General features: G+C 58.4%; 14 protein-coding genes and 2 tRNA genes. 1 reads left to right on the top strand and 15 read right to left on the bottom strand.

All coding sequences use genetic code 11. The features are described 5' to 3' along the window. The first annotated feature begins 55 nt into the window (after positions 1 to 55). Positions 56 to 2,992 (top strand): DUF748 domain-containing protein, encoded by a 2,937-nt coding sequence (locus ABVN19_RS26625; RefSeq protein ID WP_105642707.1) that lies wholly within the window; start codon positions 56 to 58, stop codon positions 2,990 to 2,992. Positions 2,993 to 3,103: 111 nt separating this feature from the next. Here the strand turns inward: ABVN19_RS26625 and ABVN19_RS26620 are convergent, their stop codons facing one another. The 15 genes from ABVN19_RS26620 to ftsH all read right to left on the bottom strand — a co-directional run bounded on the left by ABVN19_RS26620 (position 3,104) and on the right by ftsH (position 18,210). Next, positions 3,104 to 3,454 carry a BON domain-containing protein gene (locus tag ABVN19_RS26620; protein WP_028944519.1) on the bottom strand — a complete coding sequence of 117 codons (351 nt, stop codon included), beginning with the start codon at positions 3,452 to 3,454 and terminating at the stop codon, positions 3,104 to 3,106. A gap of 257 nt (positions 3,455 to 3,711) precedes the next feature. Beyond that, positions 3,712 to 5,817, bottom strand: coding sequence for a polyribonucleotide nucleotidyltransferase (pnp, locus tag ABVN19_RS26615; RefSeq protein ID WP_028944520.1), 2,106 nt, complete (start codon positions 5,815 to 5,817; stop codon positions 3,712 to 3,714). Between the two features lie 250 nt (positions 5,818 to 6,067). After that, positions 6,068 to 6,337 carry a 30S ribosomal protein S15 gene (rpsO, locus tag ABVN19_RS26610; RefSeq protein ID WP_028944521.1) on the bottom strand — a complete coding sequence of 90 codons (270 nt, stop codon included), beginning with the start codon at positions 6,335 to 6,337 and terminating at the stop codon, positions 6,068 to 6,070. A gap of 152 nt (positions 6,338 to 6,489) precedes the next feature. Further along, positions 6,490 to 7,407 carry a tRNA pseudouridine(55) synthase TruB gene (gene truB, locus ABVN19_RS26605; RefSeq protein ID WP_028944522.1) on the bottom strand — a complete coding sequence of 306 codons (918 nt, stop codon included), beginning with the start codon at positions 7,405 to 7,407 and terminating at the stop codon, positions 6,490 to 6,492. 3 nt (positions 7,408 to 7,410) lie between these two features. Continuing rightward, complete coding sequence (rbfA, locus tag ABVN19_RS26600) at positions 7,411 to 7,809, bottom strand: 30S ribosome-binding factor RbfA (protein WP_028944523.1); 399 nt, start codon at positions 7,807 to 7,809, stop codon at positions 7,411 to 7,413. 121 nt (positions 7,810 to 7,930) lie between these two features. Continuing rightward, on the bottom strand, positions 7,931 to 10,438 hold the full coding sequence (gene infB / locus ABVN19_RS26595; RefSeq protein ID WP_028944524.1) for a translation initiation factor IF-2: 2,508 nt from the start codon (positions 10,436 to 10,438) through the stop codon (positions 7,931 to 7,933). A 27-nt stretch (positions 10,439 to 10,465) separates the two neighbouring features. Beyond that, positions 10,466 to 11,947: a transcription termination factor NusA gene (nusA, locus tag ABVN19_RS26590; protein ID WP_105642708.1), complete on the bottom strand. Its 1,482-nt coding sequence runs from the start codon at positions 11,945 to 11,947 to the stop codon at positions 10,466 to 10,468. A 59-nt stretch (positions 11,948 to 12,006) separates the two neighbouring features. Further along, entirely contained in the window at positions 12,007 to 12,465 is a 459-nt protein-coding gene (gene rimP, locus ABVN19_RS26585; protein WP_036989972.1) for a ribosome maturation factor RimP, read from the bottom strand. A gap of 129 nt (positions 12,466 to 12,594) precedes the next feature. Further along, positions 12,595 to 12,671, bottom strand: a tRNA-Met gene (locus tag ABVN19_RS26580). A 97-nt stretch (positions 12,672 to 12,768) separates the two neighbouring features. Beyond that, positions 12,769 to 12,854 (bottom strand) — tRNA-Leu (locus ABVN19_RS26575). A 19-nt stretch (positions 12,855 to 12,873) separates the two neighbouring features. Further along, positions 12,874 to 13,260 carry a preprotein translocase subunit SecG gene (secG, locus tag ABVN19_RS26570; RefSeq protein ID WP_028944527.1) on the bottom strand — a complete coding sequence of 129 codons (387 nt, stop codon included), beginning with the start codon at positions 13,258 to 13,260 and terminating at the stop codon, positions 12,874 to 12,876. A 3-nt stretch (positions 13,261 to 13,263) separates the two neighbouring features. After that, complete coding sequence (tpiA, locus tag ABVN19_RS26565) at positions 13,264 to 14,019, bottom strand: triose-phosphate isomerase (RefSeq protein ID WP_028944528.1); 756 nt, start codon at positions 14,017 to 14,019, stop codon at positions 13,264 to 13,266. Between the two features lie 66 nt (positions 14,020 to 14,085). Continuing rightward, the gene (gene glmM, locus ABVN19_RS26560) at positions 14,086 to 15,426 is read right to left on the bottom strand and encodes a phosphoglucosamine mutase (protein ID WP_028944529.1); all 1,341 of its coding nucleotides are present in this window, start codon (positions 15,424 to 15,426) and stop codon (positions 14,086 to 14,088) included. A gap of 16 nt (positions 15,427 to 15,442) precedes the next feature. Next, on the bottom strand, positions 15,443 to 16,294 hold the full coding sequence (gene folP / locus ABVN19_RS26555; RefSeq protein ID WP_105642709.1) for a dihydropteroate synthase: 852 nt from the start codon (positions 16,292 to 16,294) through the stop codon (positions 15,443 to 15,445). Between the two features lie 8 nt (positions 16,295 to 16,302). After that, entirely contained in the window at positions 16,303 to 18,210 is a 1,908-nt protein-coding gene (gene ftsH, locus ABVN19_RS26550) for an ATP-dependent zinc metalloprotease FtsH (protein WP_105642710.1), read from the bottom strand. Between the last annotated feature and the right edge of the window lie 26 nt (positions 18,211 to 18,236).

The raw sequence follows: 18,236 nt of genomic DNA, 5'->3' as shown, positions 1-18,236 counted from the left end.
CCGATTTTACGTGCCATACTCCAAGCACTCCCGTTCGAGACAGACGACGTCGCACATGCCCAAAGGATTGAAACGCGCCATCGGCGCCATGCTGGCCGCAGTGGCCTTGTACAGCCTGCTAGGCTTTCTGATTCTCCCAGGGGTGGCCCTGCGTATCGTCAACCAGCAGTTGGCCAATTACGCCACGGTGCCCGCCCACTTGCAGCGTATCGAGCTCAACCCGTTCAGCCTGGAGTTGACGCTGTGGGGGCTGCAGATTGGCGAGACCGGCAAGGAACAGGTCGGCTTCGAGCGCCTCTATGCCAACCTGCAGATCGACAGCCTGTGGTCCGGTGCCCTGCACCTGGAGGGCATCGAACTGGACAAGGCCCGCACCGAAGTATTGTTTGCCAAGGATGGCAGCCTGAACCTGACCCAACTGTTCAGGTTGCCGCCCAGTGAGCCCAAGTCCGAGGAGCCACCGAGCGATCCCTTTCCGGTGCGCATCGGCAGCATCAAACTGAGTGAAGGCTACCTGCACTTTGAAGACCTGCGCCCCAGCGAACCGATCGAGTTTCTCTACGACTCGATGAACCTGGAACTGAAGAACCTCAGCACACTGCCCGAAGACAGCACCGACATGACCTTGGTGGCCATCGGCCCGCACGGCGGTCGTATCGACTGGAGCGGCACGTTCAGCCTGATCCCCCTCACCTCTGAAGGCACCCTGAAGATTACGGACGGCAAGATGAAGGCCTTCTGGCCCTATGTCCGCGATGCCGTCCCGCTGGTGTTGGAAGAAGGCGTGCTCAGCCTCGACACCCACTACTCGCTGAACCTCTCAAAGGAAACCGAACTGCTGCTCGACAACACCGCGATCAGTATCGCGCCGTTTGCCATCAAGGCCCCGGATGGACGCCCGCTGGCCCGCCTGGCGCGCCTGGATGTGAGTGAAACGTCCGTGGACCTGGCCAAACAACTGGTCACTGTCGGCAAGATTCGCAGCGAGAAGCTGGAAACCTGGGCTGCCCTGGAATCGGATGGCCAGCTCGATTGGCAAAAGCTGTTCGCCAGCGAGCCCGCCAAGGCCAGCTCGCAAGAAAAGGCTGCGCCTGCAGCCGCCGCACCGGATGCCAAGGAAGACACCGCAGCCGCGGCACCGGGCAAACCCTGGCAAGTCCTGCTCAAGGACGTGCAGTTGCGCAATTATCAGGTTCATCTGGCCGACCGTTCGCAAAAAGAGCCCGTCGCGCTGGAGCTTGGCCCCCTGAATCTGGACCTGCAGAACTTCGACAGCCTCAATCAGTCGCCCTTTACTCTCAAACTCGATACCGGCGTGGGTAAGCAAGGCAAACTGCAGGCCGCCGGCGAGGTCAACCTGGCGCCGATCACGGCACGGGTCAAGGTCAACACCCAGGACATCGACCTGCGCGTTGCCCAGGCCTACATCAGCCCTTTCATACGCCTGGAGCTGCGCAGCGGCATGCTGGGCAGTGATCTCGATGTAAACCTCAAGAGCGTCGAGCCCTTGGCCTTCACGATTGAGGGCAAGGCCCAGGTCGACCAACTGCACACCCTCGACACCATCAAGGATCGAGACTTTGTCAAATGGCAGCAATTGAACCTGGATGCGGTGTCCTACCGCCACGGTGATGCCCTGAGCATCGGCAAGGTAACCTTGAAGCAACCGTATGCGCGCTTCATGATCAACGAGGACCGCACGACCAACATCGACGACCTGCTGATTCCGCAGCCGGCCACGGCTCAGACCCAGACTGCGAACAAGCCTGCAGCAGGCAGCGCCAAGCCACTGGGCATTCGCATCGGCGCCATCGACATCAACGATGGCTCGGCCAACTTTGCCGACTTCAGCCTGACGCCCAACTTTGCCACGGCTATCCAGCAACTCAACGGCCAGATCGGTACCATCGACAACCGCCAGCCCAAGCCAGCGAAGGTTGACATCAAGGGCAAGGTCGATCGCTATGCACCTGTCACCATCAAAGGTGCACTTAACCCCTTCGACCCGATGGCCAGCCTGGATATCGCTACCAGCTTCAAGCGTGTCGAGCTGACCACCCTGACGCCCTACTCAGGCAAGTTCGCCGGGTTCCGCATCCGCAAGGGCCGTCTGAATATCGACCTGCACTACATCATCACTCAGGGTCGGCTAAAGGCCGAGAACAAGGTGGTGGTCGAGCAATTGCAACTGGGGGAGAAAGTGGACAGCCCGGATGCCGTCGACCTGCCGATACGCCTGGCAGTGGCGCTGCTCAAGGATACCGATGGCAAGATCTCCATCGAGCTGCCAGTCACAGGCGACCTGAACGATCCGCAGTTCAGCGTCATGCCAATTGTCTGGCAGACCCTGCGCAACCTGGTGCTGCGTGCAGCCCAGGCGCCGTTCAAGTTCATTGGCGGCTTGATCAGTGGCGGCGATGCCCAGGACCTTGGCAGCGTGGCCTTTGCCGCCGGCTCCAGCGACCTGGCACCGGATGCCCAGAGCGCTCTGGACAAACTGGCTGCCGCCCTCAAGGAACGCCCGGCCCTGCGCCTCGAGATCGAAGGCACCAGCGCCCAGAGCAGCGACGGCCCGCTGATTGCCCAGCAGCGCTTGGAGCGCGAGTATCAGAGCACCTATTACAAGATCCTCCAGCGCCGCGGCGACAAGGTGCCGGCCCAGGCTTCCGAGCTGAAAGTGCCGGATGGTGACAAACCGGCCATGCTCGAAGGCATCTACCGTACCCGCTTGAAGAAGCAACCGCCTGCAGAGTGGGAGCAACTGGACCGTGAACAGCGCACGACGCAGTTGCGTGATGCGGTGCTCAAGTCATGGGCTGAAAGCGCGCTGCTACTGCGCCAGCTCGGCCAGGCGCGGGCCAGCAGTATCAAGGACTACCTGGTCGACAAGGCCAAGCTGGAAGATGACCGGGTGTATTTCATCGATGCCAGCCTGGGCCAGTCCGAACCTGACGGGCGAGTCATCACGCCTATGCATCTGGATGCCGAGTAGGCGCGGCCAATAAAGAAGCCCCGGCAACCTGTGCCGGGGCTTTGAGCGACCAAGTCCTTTTGGTCTTTCGCATGAACCGTTGAGTTCTGCGAGTCGGGACAAACTTGCTGCTTATTCGGATTTCAGGCCATCAGCCGAGACGGCTTTCACGCCTTGGATTTTCTTGGTAATGGCCACTGCCATATCTTTCTGCGAGTCGGACAGTGTCACGTCGGAAGACAGGGAAACCACGCCTTTGTTGGTTTCGACTTTGATGTCTGTGCCAGGGATACCTTTTTCAGTCATCAGGTCAGCTTTGACCTTGGTAGTGATCCAGGTGTCGGAGGTCGCTTCTTTTGCCTCGGTCATTTCACCGGCAGCAACGGTCAGCGGTGCCTGAGTAGCCTGTTGGGCAAATGCCGCGTTAGCCATGGTCAGGGTCAGGGCGGTGGCAGTAGCGGCAGCAATAGCGAACTTCTTCATACGAGACACTCCTGTTTTTCGAAAAGTCTGCGCCGTAAGTCCTGGCAGCAGGGGTATGAATACCATTGCAGGGCTTGTGCCAGTTTGCGCAACAATATAAGTCCTTTAAAATCAAATACTTAAAAATCAAACTCAAAACCATGATCGTGCATTTTGCAAGGCCGGTGAAAATCCTGCTTGCAAGATGCATGTCCACAAGGTATTTCCTGCCGGCATAAAAAAAGGACCCCGGAGGGTCCTTTTTCAACACACCAAGCTTAGACGCCCGATGCCTTTGCTGCTGCAACGTCTTTGATCGACAGCTTGATACGGCCGCGGTTGTCCACGTCCAGTACCAGTACTTCCACTTCCTGGCCTTCCTTGAGGATGTCGGTCACTTTCTCGACGCGAGCATCACTCAGCATAGAGATGTGAACCAGACCGTCCTTGCCCGGCAAGATGTTGACGAAGGCACCGAAATCAACGATGCGCTCGACCTTGCCGACGTAGATCTTGCCGATCTCGGCTTCTGCAGTGATGCTCAGAACGCGCTGACGAGCAGCTTCAGCGGCGTCTTTGGTCTCACCGAAGATCTTGATCGAACCGTCGTCTTCGATATCGATCGAAGCCTTGGTTTCTTCGCAGATGGCACGAATGGTCGCGCCGCCTTTACCGATGACGTCACGGATCTTGTCGGTGTCGATCTTCATCGCGATCATGGTCGGAGCGTTTTCCGACAGTTCGCTGCGGGACTGACCGATGATCTGGTTCATCTGACCGAGGATGTTCAGGCGCGCTTCCAGGGCCTGGCCCAGGGCGATTTCCATGATCTCTTCGGTGATGCCGTTGATCTTGATGTCCATCTGCAGCGCGGTAACACCTTTGGCGGTACCCGCTACTTTGAAGTCCATGTCACCGAGGTGGTCTTCGTCACCCAGGATGTCGGTCAGAACAGCGAATTTTTCGCCTTCTTTAACCAGACCCATGGCGATACCGGCAACTGGCGCCTTCATCGGTACACCAGCGTCCATCAGAGCCAGGGAAGCACCGCAGACCGAAGCCATGGAGCTGGAACCGTTGGACTCGGTGATTTCCGATACGACGCGGATGGTGTAAGGGAACACGTCAGCGGCAGGCAGCATGGCCTGAACCGAACGACGGGCCAGACGGCCATGACCGATTTCGCGACGGCCAGCACCACCCATGCGACCACACTCGCCCACCGAGAACGGAGGGAAGTTGTAGTGCAGCATGAAGGGGTCTTTCTTCTCGCCTTCGAGGGTGTCGAGCAGCTGTGCGTCACGGGCAGTACCCAGGGTCGCAACGACCAGGGCCTGGGTTTCGCCACGGGTGAACAGGGCCGAACCGTGAGTTTTCGGCAGCACGCCGACTTCGATGTTCAGCGGACGCACGGTCTTGGTGTCGCGACCGTCGATACGTGGCTTGCCGTTGACGATGTTTTCGCGAACGGTGCGGTATTCGATTTCGCCGAAGATTTCCTTCACTTCGGAAGCCGAAGGTTGACCTTCTTCACCAGAGAACTTGGCGATCGCCTGATCACGCAGCTCGCCCAGGCGCGCGTAGCGGTCGGCCTTGACGGTGATGGTGTAGCCCTGGGAAACGGCTTCGCCGAATTCGGCGCGGATGGCGTTCAGCAGTTCGGTGTTGGCAACAGCGGGTTTCCAGTCCCAGGTCGGCTTGGCAGCTTCGGCAGCCAGCTCTTTGACAGCCTGGATAACAGCCTGGAACTCGTCGTGGGCGAACAGGACGGCACCCAGCATCTGGTCTTCGGTCAGCTCTTTGGCTTCCGATTCAACCATCAGTACGGCGTCGGAAGTACCGGCAACGACCATGTCCAGGCTCGAGGCAGCCAGTTGCTCGTAGGTCGGGTTCAGCAGGTAACCGGTGCTTTCATGGAAAGCAACGCGCGCGGCACCGATCGGGCCTTCGAACGGAATGCCGGAAATAGCCAGGGCAGCCGAGGTACCGATCATCGCAGCGATGTCCGGATCGGTCTTTTTGCTGGTGGAGACGACGGTGCAGACAACCTGCACTTCGTTCATGAAGCCTTCTGGGAACAGCGGACGGATCGGACGGTCGATCAGACGCGAAGTCAGGGTTTCTTTCTCGGAAGGACGGCCTTCACGCTTGAAGAAACCACCAGGGATCTTGCCGGCGGCGTAGGTCTTTTCCTGATAGTGAACGGACAGGGGGAAGAAGCCTTTGCCTGGATCGGCCTGTTTGGCACCGACCACGGTCACCAGTACGGTGACATCGTTGTCGACGGTGACCAATACGGCGCCGGACGCTTGACGAGCAATACGGCCCGTCTCGAGGGTAACGGTCGATTGACCGAACTGGAATTTCTTGATTACCGGGTTCACGGTTTCCTACCTTCTTCAGTGGCTCTGGGGGAACTGGTTCTTGCGAATTCTTGGGCAGAACAGGGAATCGGCCCCGTTGACCGTCCAGATAAAACTAGAGGTTGGGAGCCTGCCCTGCCCTTGCGGTAAACCGCTCAGGCGAGGCAGACAGCCAACCTCATAGATACGCGCGGCGTGTTCATCACTCCCGATGCCAGGCACCGGAAGCGAAGAATGCAACACGCCGTGCACACCACTGGCCAGGCCGCTATTAGCGACGCAGACCCAGGCGACCGATCAGGGCGCTGTAACGAGTGGTGTCTTTGCCCTTCAGGTAGTCCAGCAGCTTACGACGCTGGTTAACCATGCGGATCAGACCACGACGGGAGTGGTGATCTTTACCGTTGGCCTTGAAGTGGCCTTGCAGCTTGTTGATGTTGGCGGTCAGCAGTGCAACTTGCACTTCCGGGCTACCGGTGTCACCAGCTGCTTGCTGGAATTCGCCAACGATCTTTGCTTTTTCTTCAACGCTGAGTGCCATTTGGCTTCTCCAAATCAAGGGAAACCGAACAAACGGTTTCCAATAGGCCAGGGACAAATCCCTGTATTCATAAGTGAGGCGTAACCGTGCCTATTAACAGCCATCCTCTTTGCCACCAGTGCCGGGCCTGGGCCCGACACTGAAGGTTTCGATCATTCTGACCGAATCAATCGACGCGGCGCGATGCGCCCGTCTTCGCTCACTTCACCGATACCGATGAAACGACCGTTTTGATCTTGTACCCGAACCATGCCGAACTTCGGCGCGTCGGGAGCCCTGACTGGCTGGCCATGCAGCCAGTAGAAGGCGCTGTGCTCGGAAAACTGCAACAGTGGCCAGTCTTGCAAGCCGCTATCGGACGGCATCAGGAAACGGTCGACCGCCTCGTTGCCGCCTTCGGCGTGAACCGCCTCGAGCGCTTCGAGGGTCACCGTCTGGGCAAGCTCGAAGGGACCGGCATGAGTACGACGCAGTTCAGCAACATAGGCGCCACAACCAAGGATCTCGCCGATATCTTCGACCAGCGTGCGGATGTACGTGCCTTTGCTGCAACCAACTGAAAGCCGAACCCGGGTGCCTTCACACTCGAGTAACTCCAAGCGGTTAATAGTAACAGAACGTGCTTCACGCTCCACTACTTCACCTGCGCGCGCCAGCTTGTACAACGGCTGGCCATCACGTTTGAGGGCCGAGTACATCGGTGGTATCTGACTGATTTCACCACGAAATTGTGGCAGAACCGCTTCAATATCGGCGCGACCAACGGTCACATCCCGGGTTTTCAGCACTTCGCCTTCAGCATCGCCCGTGGTGGTGGTCTGCCCCAATTGCATGACCGTCTCATATCCCTTGTCGGAATCGAGCAGGTACTGGGAAAACTTGGTGGCCTCCCCGAAGCACAGCGGCAACACGCCGCTGGCCAGTGGGTCGAGGCTACCCGTGTGACCAGCCTTTTCAGCGTTGAGCAGCCAGCGGACTTTCTGCAGGGCAGCATTGGAGGTGAACCCCAACGGCTTGTCGAGCAGGATGATGCCGCTGACATTGCGACGGATACGTTTGACCTGGGCCACCGCTTACTCCTTGGTGTCCGAGGTATCGGCGGCCTGGTGCTGGCTGTCTTCGGCGACAGCGCGCTCGATCAGTGCCGACAGGTGGGCACCGCGGGTCACGCTTTCGTCGTAGTGGAAGTGCAACTGCGGCACGCTGCGCAGTTTCATTTCCTTGCCCAACTGCATGCGCAGGAAACCTGCAGCGGAATTGAGCACTTTCAGGCTTTGCTTGATGTCCTCGGCGCTGTCCTGGCCCATGACGGTGATATACACCTTGGCATGGCCAACATCGCGGCTGACGTCTACGGCGGTGATGGTCACCAGGCCGACGCGTGGATCTTTGACTTCGCGACGAATCAGTTGAGCCAGCTCGCGCTGCATCTGATCGCCAATGCGTTGGGTACGGCTATATTCTTTTGCCATTTTTGCTACCTGTAACTAAAGCGGCAAACGCCCGGCCAGGCTTGAGCCTGACCGGGCGTTGCGTTCAGAGCCGCTGACGACCGCCTTGCGACGGGCATTTCGCGCCTCCCATGCTCGATACTTAGAGCGTACGAGCCACTTGGACTTTCTCGAAGACTTCGATCTTGTCACCGACTTTGACGTCGTTGTAGCTCTTCACGCCGATACCGCATTCCATGCCGGCACGCACTTCGGACGCATCGTCCTTGAAGCGACGCAGCGATTCCAGCTCGCCTTCGAAGATCACCACGTCTTCGCGCAGAACGCGGATCGGACGGTTGCGGTAAACCACACCCTCGATGACCATACAGCCAGCGATGGCGCCGAACTTCGGCGAGCGGAACACATCACGCACTTCGGCGATACCCAGGATGTTCTCGCGAACATCGCTGCCGAGCATACCGGTCAGGGCTTTCTTGACGTCTTCAATGATGTCGTAGATCACGTTGTAGTAACGCATATCCAGACCTTCCTGCTCGACAATCTTGCGCGCACCGGCATCGGCACGCACGTTGAAACCGAACAGTACTGCATTGGAAGCCAGGGCCAGGTTGGCGTCGCTCTCGGTGATACCACCGACACCACCGCCAATCACGCGAACCTGTACTTCGTCGTTACCCAGACCGCTCAGGGAACCCTGCAGGGCCTCGAGAGAACCACGAACATCGGACTTGAGCACGATGTTGAGGGTTTTCTTCTCTTCCTGGCCCATGTTCTCGAAGATGTTCTCGAGCTTGCCGGCATGTGCGCGAGCCAGTTTGACTTCGCGGAACTTGCCTTGACGGAACAGAGCAACTTCACGGGCCTTCTTCTCGTCAGCCACAACGCTCAGCTCGTCGCCAGCGTCCGGGGTGCCGTCCAGGCCGAGAATCTCGACTGGAATCGACGGACCGGCTTCCTTAACAGGCTTGCCGTTTTCGTCGAGCATGGCACGTACGCGGCCGTAGTTCGAACCACACAGGACCATGTCGCCTTGACGCAGGGTACCGTCCTGAACCAGCACGGTGGCCACTGGGCCGCGGCCTTTGTCCAGACGCGACTCGACAACTACACCACGACCTGGGGCCGATGGAGTGGCCTTGAGCTCGAGGATCTCGGCTTGCAGCAGAACGGCTTCGAGCAGTTCGTCAACACCGGTACCCATCTTCGCCGAAACCTTGACGAACGGAGTATCACCACCCCAGTCCTCGGAGGTAACGCCTTCGACGGCCAGCTCGTTGCGAATGCGATCGAGGTCAGCACCTGGCTTGTCGATCTTGTTCACCGCCACGACCAGCGGAACACCGGCAGCCTTGGCATGCTGGACTGCTTCGCGGGTCTGAGGCATGACGCCATCGTCCGCCGCGACCACGAGGATCACGATGTCGGTCGCCTTGGCACCACGGGCACGCATGGCGGTAAACGCGGCGTGGCCCGGGGTATCGAGGAAGGTGACCATGCCGCGGTCGGTTTCTACGTGGTACGCACCGATGTGCTGGGTGATACCACCGGCTTCGCCGGCAGCTACCTTGGCACGACGGATGTAGTCGAGCAGCGAGGTCTTACCGTGGTCAACGTGGCCCATTACGGTCACAACCGGAGCACGGGAGAAGGTCTCACCTTCGAACTTCAGCGACTCTGCCAGGGAATCTTCCAGGGCGGTGTCGCTGACCAGGGTAACCTTGTGACCCAACTCTTCAGCGATCAGCTGAGCGGTCTCCTGGTCGAGCACCTGGTTGATGGTCACCGGAGTGCCCAGCTTGAACATGAACTTGACCACTTCAGCGCCCTTGACGGACATCTGGTTGGCCAGGTCGGAAACCGTGATGGTCTCGCCGATCTGCACGTCGCGGATAACCGGACCGGTCGGGTTCTGGAAACCGTGGGCATTGCGCTTCTTCGGCTTGCCCTTGCCACGGCCACCACGACGGAAACCATCGCTTTCTTCGTCGGTGGTACGTGGAGCGGCACGCGGAGTTGGCGCCTTTTCCTTTTCCTTGACCTTGACCGAAACACGCGGTGCTTCGTTACGGCGCTCACCACCACGACGTTCGTCGTCACGCGACTTGTCGTTGCGACGCACGTCGTCTTTCTTGCGGTCGGCGACAGGTGCCGGAGCGGCGTCTGCAGCCTCGATCACCGGGGCCGGAGCCGGGGTAACCGGAGCAGCGGCAGCAGGTGCGGCATTCGCAGCGGCTGGCTGGCGACGAGCGTCTTCCTCGGCACGCTGACGTGCCTCGGCATCGGCTTTTTCACGCGCAGCGTTCTCGGCTACACGGCGCTCTTCCTGCTCGCGTTTCTGCTCGGCCTGGATTTCTTCCGGGCTGCGCTGAACGAATACTTTCTTCTTGCGTACTTCTACGCTGATGCTCTTGCTACCGGCAACACGCAGGGTGCTGGTGGTCTTGCGCTGCAAGGTGATCTTGCGCGGCTCTTCCACCTTCGCCTTGTGGCTGCTCTTCAAATGAGCCAGCAAAGCCTGCTTCTCATTGTCGGTCACTACCTGACCGGCGTCGGTGTGCGGCAGACCTGCCTCACGCATCTGCTGCAGCAGGCGCTCTACCGGTGCAGCGACCTCTTGGGCCAATTCTTTCACCGTGACTTGCGTCATGCACTTCTCTCCTCAGGCCGCGCCTAATTACTCGAACCAATGGGCTCGGGCGGCCATGATCAACTTGCCGGCACGCTCTTGGTCGATGCCGTCGATGTCGAGCAGGTCGTCAATCGACTGCTCGGCCAGGTCTTCGCGGGTAACTACGCCGCGCACCGCCAGTTCCATCGCCAAATCCTTGTCCATACCCTCAAGCGAGAGCAGGTCTTCGGCCGGATGGGCGTCTGCCAGCTTTTCCTCAGTAGCGATGGCTTTGGTCAACAAACGATCCTTGGCACGAGCGCGAAGCTCGTTGACGATGTCTTCGTCAAAGCCGTCGATGTTGAGCATTTCTTCCAACGGTACGTAGGCAATCTCTTCCAGGCTGGTGAAGCCTTCATCGACCAGCACCTGTGCCAGCTCTTCGTCGACTTCCAGCTCGTCGATGAAGTTGCGCAGGATGTCACCGGTTTCAGCTTGCTGCTTGGCCTGGATGTCCGATTCGGTCATCACGTTCAGGGTCCAGCCGGTCAACTGGCTGGCAAGACGCACGTTCTGGCCACCACGGCCGATCGCCTGGGCCAGATTGTCGGCACCTACAGCGATATCCATGGCGTGGGCATCTTCATCGACGATAATCGCCGCGACTTCAGCCGGCGACATTGCGTTGATGACGAACTGTGCCGGATTGTCGTCCCACAGGACGATATCAACACGTTCGCCGCCCAGTTCGCCGGACACTGCCTGGACACGCGAACCGCGCATGCCGATACAGGCGCCTTGCGGGTCGATGCGCTTGTCTTTGGAGCGTACGGCGATTTTGGCGCGCGAGCCCGGATCACGGGACGCGGCCATGACTTCGATCAGGCCCTCGGCGATTTCCGGCACTTCAATGCGGAACAATTCGATCAGCATCTGTGGCGCGGTACGCGACAGGATCAGCTGCGGGCCACGGTTCTCGGTGCGGATTTCCTTGAGCAGGGCACGCAGGCGCACACCAACACGGAAAGTCTCGCGGGAGATGATGTCTTCACGGGCCAGCAACGCTTCGGCGTGGTTGCCCAAGTCAACGATGACGTTGTCACGGGTGACTTTCTTGACGGTACCGGAGATGATTTCGCCCAGACGCTCACGGTAGGCATCTACCACTTGGGCGCGCTCGGCTTCACGGACCTTCTGTACGATGACTTGCTTGGCGGTCTGGGCAGCGATACGACCGAATTCGATCGACTCGATCTTTTCTTCGATTACATCGCCAACCTTGGCTTCAGGATGGGTTTCCTGAATCTTGGCCGGCCAGACTTCGATTGCTGGATCATCCAGATCCGCTTCTTCGACGACCGTCCAGCGACGGAAAGTCTCGTAGCTACCGGTGTGGCGGTTGATTTCCACACGCAGGTCCACTTCGTCGTCAAAACGTTTTTTGGTTGCAGTGGCCAGTGCCACTTCCAGTGCTTCAAAAATTACGCCAGCCGGTACGCCTTTTTCGTTGGATACCGACTCAACAACCAGCAGTACTTCTTTGCTCATCGTACGCCTCGCCTTTCGCAAGCCATTGGATCCGCGCGGTCCGCCGGACCCGGCACGTCTCAGTCAAAACTGGGAATAATGTTGGCCTTGTCGATCGAATCGATCGGCAACAGGAACTCATTGTTGTCTACCTGGACAACAACATCCTGCTCCTCCACACCACGGAGAAGGCCCTGAAAGTTACGACGACCTTCAAAGGGCGTACGCAGCTTGATCTTCACTTGTTCGCCGGCATGCGAAGCAAACTGTTCCAATGTGAACAGTGGGCGATCCATGCCAGGAGAGGACACTTCAAGGGTGTATTCGGAACTGATCGGATCTTCGACATCCAGGATACCGCTGACCTGGCGACTGACAACTTCACAGTCTTCGACCAGAATGCCGTCCGCTTTGTCGATATAAATACGCAGTACCGAATGCTTGCCCTGAGAGATGAATTCGATCCCCCAGCATTGATAGCCAAGAGCCTCGACCACCGGGGCCAACAAGGCCTGCAACTGTTCTAGCTTGCTCGACACCTGAACCCCCTCGTGCATGCTGTGCAAATAAAAAATGGGCAAAGCGCCCATCCCTGATACGTCGTTGAATACCGACGTTATGACTGTTCAGCCAAGAAAAAGCCCCTGCAAAAGGGGCTCCGCTGAAACTGGTTGCGGGGGCTGGATTTGAACCAACGACCTTCGGGTTATGAGCCCGACGAGCTACCAGACTGCTCCACCCCGCGACAAAGCTGGGGCGAAAGTATACGACCGAACCCCGACAGGGTCAATCTAACCTCCACCTACAAGAAAGCCCGCTGTAGCGGGCTGTCTTGTTTCAATTGGTACCGAGAAGGGGACTCGAACCCCTACACCCTATGGGCACAACCACCTCAAGGTTGCGTGTCTACCAATTCCACCACCTCGGCAATACTACTTTGAAACCCGTTACTTCTGCTCTTGAGCGGGAGGAACATCGCCAGCATTAGTGGCTTCGCTCTTCTGCTCCTGGAGCACCGGTACATCATCTGTTGCCGGTTTTTGCTGCTTCACTTCCAACACTGCTGGATCTGGCAACCCTACTTGAGTCAGCTCGTGAGCTTTCTCTTTAGCAAAGTATCCTAACCCAAGAGCAGTTAAGAAGAAAGAGGCAGCTAGTATAGCAGTAAACTTACTTAGAAAGGTAGCAGAACCTTGGCTTCCGAACACAGTATTTGAAGCACCTGCGCCGAAAGATGCACCCGCTTCCGCACCTTTACCCTGTTGCAGCAACACCAGCACTACCAAACCCAGTGCGCCCAACAGATGAAAAACTACTACGACTGTTTCCAGCATTTTTCAGTTTCCTGCGGCGCGACAAATTGCACCGAATTCGTCTGCGTTCAGGGACGCCCCACCAATCAGGCCCCCATCGATATCCGGCATGCCGAACAGCTCAGCCGCATTGGCCGCCTTCACGCTGCCGCCGTATAGAAGCTGCACATTTTGTGCAACTTCGGCATTCTCTGCCGCCAGCTGGGCGCGGATGGCTGCGTGCACATCCTGCGCTTGCTGTGGCGAGGCCGTCAGCCCTGTACCGATGGCCCATACAGGCTCATAGGCAATCACCGCACTGGTGAAGGCTTCAACACCGAAAGCTTCGATGATGCTGCCCAGCTGACGCCCGACAATCTCAAGCGTTTTACCTGCTTCGCGCTCTTCGAGGGTTTCCCCCACACAGAGCACTGGCTTCAAACCACAAGCCTGTGCTGCAGCGAACTTGCGATTCAGGACTTCGTCGTTTTCACCAATGATCTGGCGACGCTCCGAATGCCCAATCAACACCAGTCCGCAACCTGCATCAACCAGCTGACTCGGTGCAATTTCACCGGTCAGCGCGCCTTGCGCAGGCTCTACCGCAGAATTCTGAGCGCCAACGGTAATCGACTTGCCCTGCAACCCATCAACCACTTGGCTGATGTACAACGAGGGAGGAAACACCGCGACCTCAACACCGCTCGGCAAGGCCAGATTACTCAGGCCATCGATCAGCTCAGCGACGCTGGCGCGGGTACCGTGCATCTTCCAGTTACCAGCTACCATAGGGCGACGCATGCTGTACCTCGTCGGTCAAAGTGGGCGCAGATGTTACCCAACCCGATCACTGCTGGCAAGCGTATTTCAGACGCAAACTTCACTTACCAGTTTTGCCAGGGCTTCGGCATGGCTACGCACCTGACCTTCGTCATCGCCTTCCACCATTACACGCACCAGCGGCTCTGTTCCGGACTTGCGCAACAACACACGCCCGCGACCCGCCATTTCCTCGGTAACCCGCGCACTGGCCTCTTTTACAGCAGGGTGCTCGAGCGGATCGACCTTGCTTGCGCCAAAGCGCACGTTGATCAATACCTGCGGGCATTTGCGCAGTGCCTGGCGAGCCTGCGCCAGCGTCTCGCCACGGCGCTTGAGCGCCATCAACACCTGGAGCGCGGCGATGATGGCGTCACCTGTGGTGGTATGGTTGCAGCACACCACATGCCCGGAGTTCTCCCCCCCGATCACCCAGCCGCGCTCCAGCAACTCTGCCATCACGTAACGGTCACCAACTTTGGCCCGCACAAAAGGTATGTCGAGATCTTTCAGGGCCAGCTCAAGCCCCAGATTGCTCATCAACGTACCGACCACCCCACCCTGCAGCTTGTTACGCTCCTGCAGGTCGCGGGCAATGATAAACAGCAACTCGTCACCGTCGACGACTGCGCCGGTGTGATCAACCATCAGAACACGGTCACCGTCACCATCGAACGCAATCCCGAGATCGGCATGCCCCACCAAAACTGCGGCCTGAAGTGACTCTATGTGGGTCGAGCCGCAATTTTCATTGATATTCAGGCCATCCGGCTGAGCCGACAGGACGGTGACTTCAGCACCCAACTCGCGAAACACACTCGGTGCGACCTTGTAAGTGGCGCCATGCGCACAATCGACCACCAGCTTGAGACCGGCAAAATCGGTGCTGCTCGGCACACTGCTCTTGCAGAATTCGATATAGCGCCCGGCAGCATCATTGATTCGTGACACTTTGCCCAGTTTGCTGGACTCGACTACTGTCATCGGCTGGTCGAGCAATTCCTCGATCATCAGCTCGACTTCGTCAGGCAGCTTCGTCCCCTGACCCGAGAAGAACTTGATGCCGTTGTCATCATGCGGATTGTGCGAGGCACTGATGACGATACCAGCCTCGGCATGGAAGGTGCGTGTCAGGTAGGCGATGGCCGGAGTTGGCATCGGCCCCAGCAGCAACACATCGGCTCCCGCCGCAGACAGTCCGGCTTCCAGCGCCGATTCAAACATGTACCCGGAAATACGGGTGTCCTTGCCCACCAGAACCCTGCAGGCACCCTGCTTGCGAAATGCCATGCCTGCAGCCCAGCCGAGCTTGAGCATGAAGTCAGGGGTGATCGGATATTCGCCGACACGGCCACGAATACCGTCGGTACCAAAATATTTTCTGCTCATAGATGCTCCATCACTCTTATTCGGCGGCTTGGACCGCTGCAATCATTCGCACGACGTCGACGGTTTCGGCAACATCGTGAACGCGCAAGATGCTTGCACCCTTGGTCACGGCCAACGCAGCCAGTGCCAGGCTGCCGTAGAGTCGCTGCTCGACCGGGCGATCGAGAGCCTGTCCAACCACGCTCTTGCGCGAGACCCCGACCAGCAATGGCCGCCCCAGGCGATACAGGGACTCCATATGCTTGAACAAGCTCAGGTTGTGCGCCAGTGTCTTGGCGAAGCCGAAGCCGGGATCAAGGATGATCCGACCAGCTTCGATGCCAACAGCCGCACAAGCAGCCATCCGCTGCTCAAGATAACTCGCAACTTCGACGCTGACATCCTCGTAATGAGGATTATTCTGCATATCACCCGGCTCACCGCGCATATGCATCAGACAAACCGGCAACTCGGTCGCAGCCGCCGCATCCAGGGCGCCGTCGCGGGTGAGCGAGCGGACATCATTGATCAAGCCGGCACCAAGCCGGGCTGATTCTCGAATGACGGCAGGCGTCGAGGTATCGACAGAAATGATCACATCCAGCTCGCGAGCGATCGCTTCAACCATCGGCGCCACTCGCTCAAGCTCCTCGAGCGCGGAAACTGCCTTGGCACCGGGCCGGGTGGACTCACCACCTATATCGATCAAGGTTGCACCAGCCACGACCATTGCCTCGGCATGGCGCAAGGCAGCATCACGCTGATTGAAGCGGCCGCCATCGGAGAAGGAGTCGGGAGTGATATTGAGAATACCCATGACATGGGTATGGGACAAATCAAGAACCCGGTTGCCGCAAGGCAACCGGGTTGGGTACTGCTGTGAGGTCATATACGCCCTTAGACTTGAGCCGCTGGACCGCCGATCGGCGACTCTGGACGGTCACCCTGCTGCGCAGTGGCACCTGGAGTACCTGATCCACCTTCCCAGTCACGCGGCTCGCGCGGGGTTCGACCTGCCATGATGTCGTCAATCTGCTCAGCATCGATGGTTTCGTACTTCATCAATGCATCGGCCATGGCATCGAGCTTGTCACGGTGCTCGGTGAGAATCTGCTTGGCAGTGGCGTAGCACTGATCAATGATGCTGCGCACCTCGGAGTCGATCAGCTTGGCTGTCTCACCAGAGACGCTGGCATGCTGAGAGCCCGCACTACGTCCCAGGAAAACCTCGCCTTCTTCTTCGGCGTACATCAGCGGACCGAGCTTCTCGGACAAGCCCCACTTGGTCACCATGTTCCGGGCAATCTGACTGGCACGCATGATGTCGTTGGAAGCACCAGTAGTGACGCCGTCGAAGCCCAGGGTCATTTCCTCGGCAATACGACCGCCATACAACGAACAGATCTGGCTGATCAATGCACGCTTGGACAGGCTGTAACGATCCTCCTCAGGAAGGAACATCGTGACACCCAGCGCACGACCGCGAGGAATGATCGAAACCTTGTAGACCGGATCGTGCTCAGGCACGACGCGACCAACGATGGCATGACCTGCTTCATGATAGGCAGTGTTCTGCTTCTCTTTCTCGGACATGACCATGGTCTTGCGCTCGGCGCCCATCATGATCTTGTCTTTGGCCAGCTCAAACTCCTTCATCTCGACTACACGCTTGCCACCGCGGGCAGCGAACAGCGAGGCTTCGTTGACCAGGTTGGCCAGGTCTGCACCGGAGAAACCAGGGGTACCACGGGCAATGACCGCAGGATTGACGTTCTCGCCAATCGGCACCTTGCGCATGTGAACCTTGAGAATTTGTTCACGACCCCGAATATCCGGCAGACCGACCACGACCTGACGGTCGAAACGACCTGGACGCAGCAGAGCAGGGTCAAGTACGTCAGGACGGTTGGTCGCGGCGATAACAATGATGCCATCGTTCATTTCAAAACCATCCATCTCGACCAGCAACTGGTTGAGGGTCTGCTCGCGCTCGTCATGACCACCGCCCATGCCCGCGCCACGATGACGGCCGACGGCGTCGATTTCGTCGATGAAGATGATGCACGGCGCATGCTTCTTGGCTTGCTCGAACATGTCACGGACACGGCTGGCACCGACACCCACGAACATTTCGACGAAGTCGGAACCGGAAATCGTGAAAAACGGCACCTTGGCTTCACCGGCAATGGCCTTGGCCAACAGGGTTTTACCAGTACCTGGTGGACCGACCATCAGGACGCCACGAGGAATGCGACCGCCCAGGCGCTGGAATTTGCCCGGATCACGCAGGAACTCAACCAGTTCGCCTACTTCTTCCTTGGCTTCGTCACAACCTGCAACGTCGGCCAGGGTAGTCTTGACCTGATCTTCGGAGAGCAGGCGCGCCTTGCTCTTGCCGAAGCTCATTGGCCCGCCCTTGCCCCCTGCACCGCCTTGCATCTGGCGCATGAAGAACATGAACACGGCAATGATGACGAGGATCGGGAAACTGGCGACCAGCAGCTGAGTCCAGATGGACTGTTGCTCAGGCTGCTTGCCTTCGACCACGACATGGTTGTCGACCAGATCGCCGATCAGGCCGTTGTCCTGAATGGCCGGACGGATGGTCTTGAAGCTGTCGCCATCGGTACGCTTGCCGGTAATGACATAGCCATCGACCGCAACGCGCTCGACCTTGCCATCCTTGACCTGCTGAATGAAGTCGGAATAGTTGAGGGTCTGCGGCTCATTCGGGCTGGAGAAGTTGTTCATCACCGTCACCAGGACAGCTGCGATGATCAACCACAGGATCAAGTTCTTTGCCATATCGTTCAATTAGCTACCCTCTGAGG

It is taken from the genome of Pseudomonas vranovensis, from assembly GCF_040438935.1.
Lineage (GTDB): Bacteria > Pseudomonadota > Gammaproteobacteria > Pseudomonadales > Pseudomonadaceae > Aquipseudomonas > Aquipseudomonas vranovensis.
This window is presented reverse-complemented; position numbering and strand designations above follow the sequence as displayed.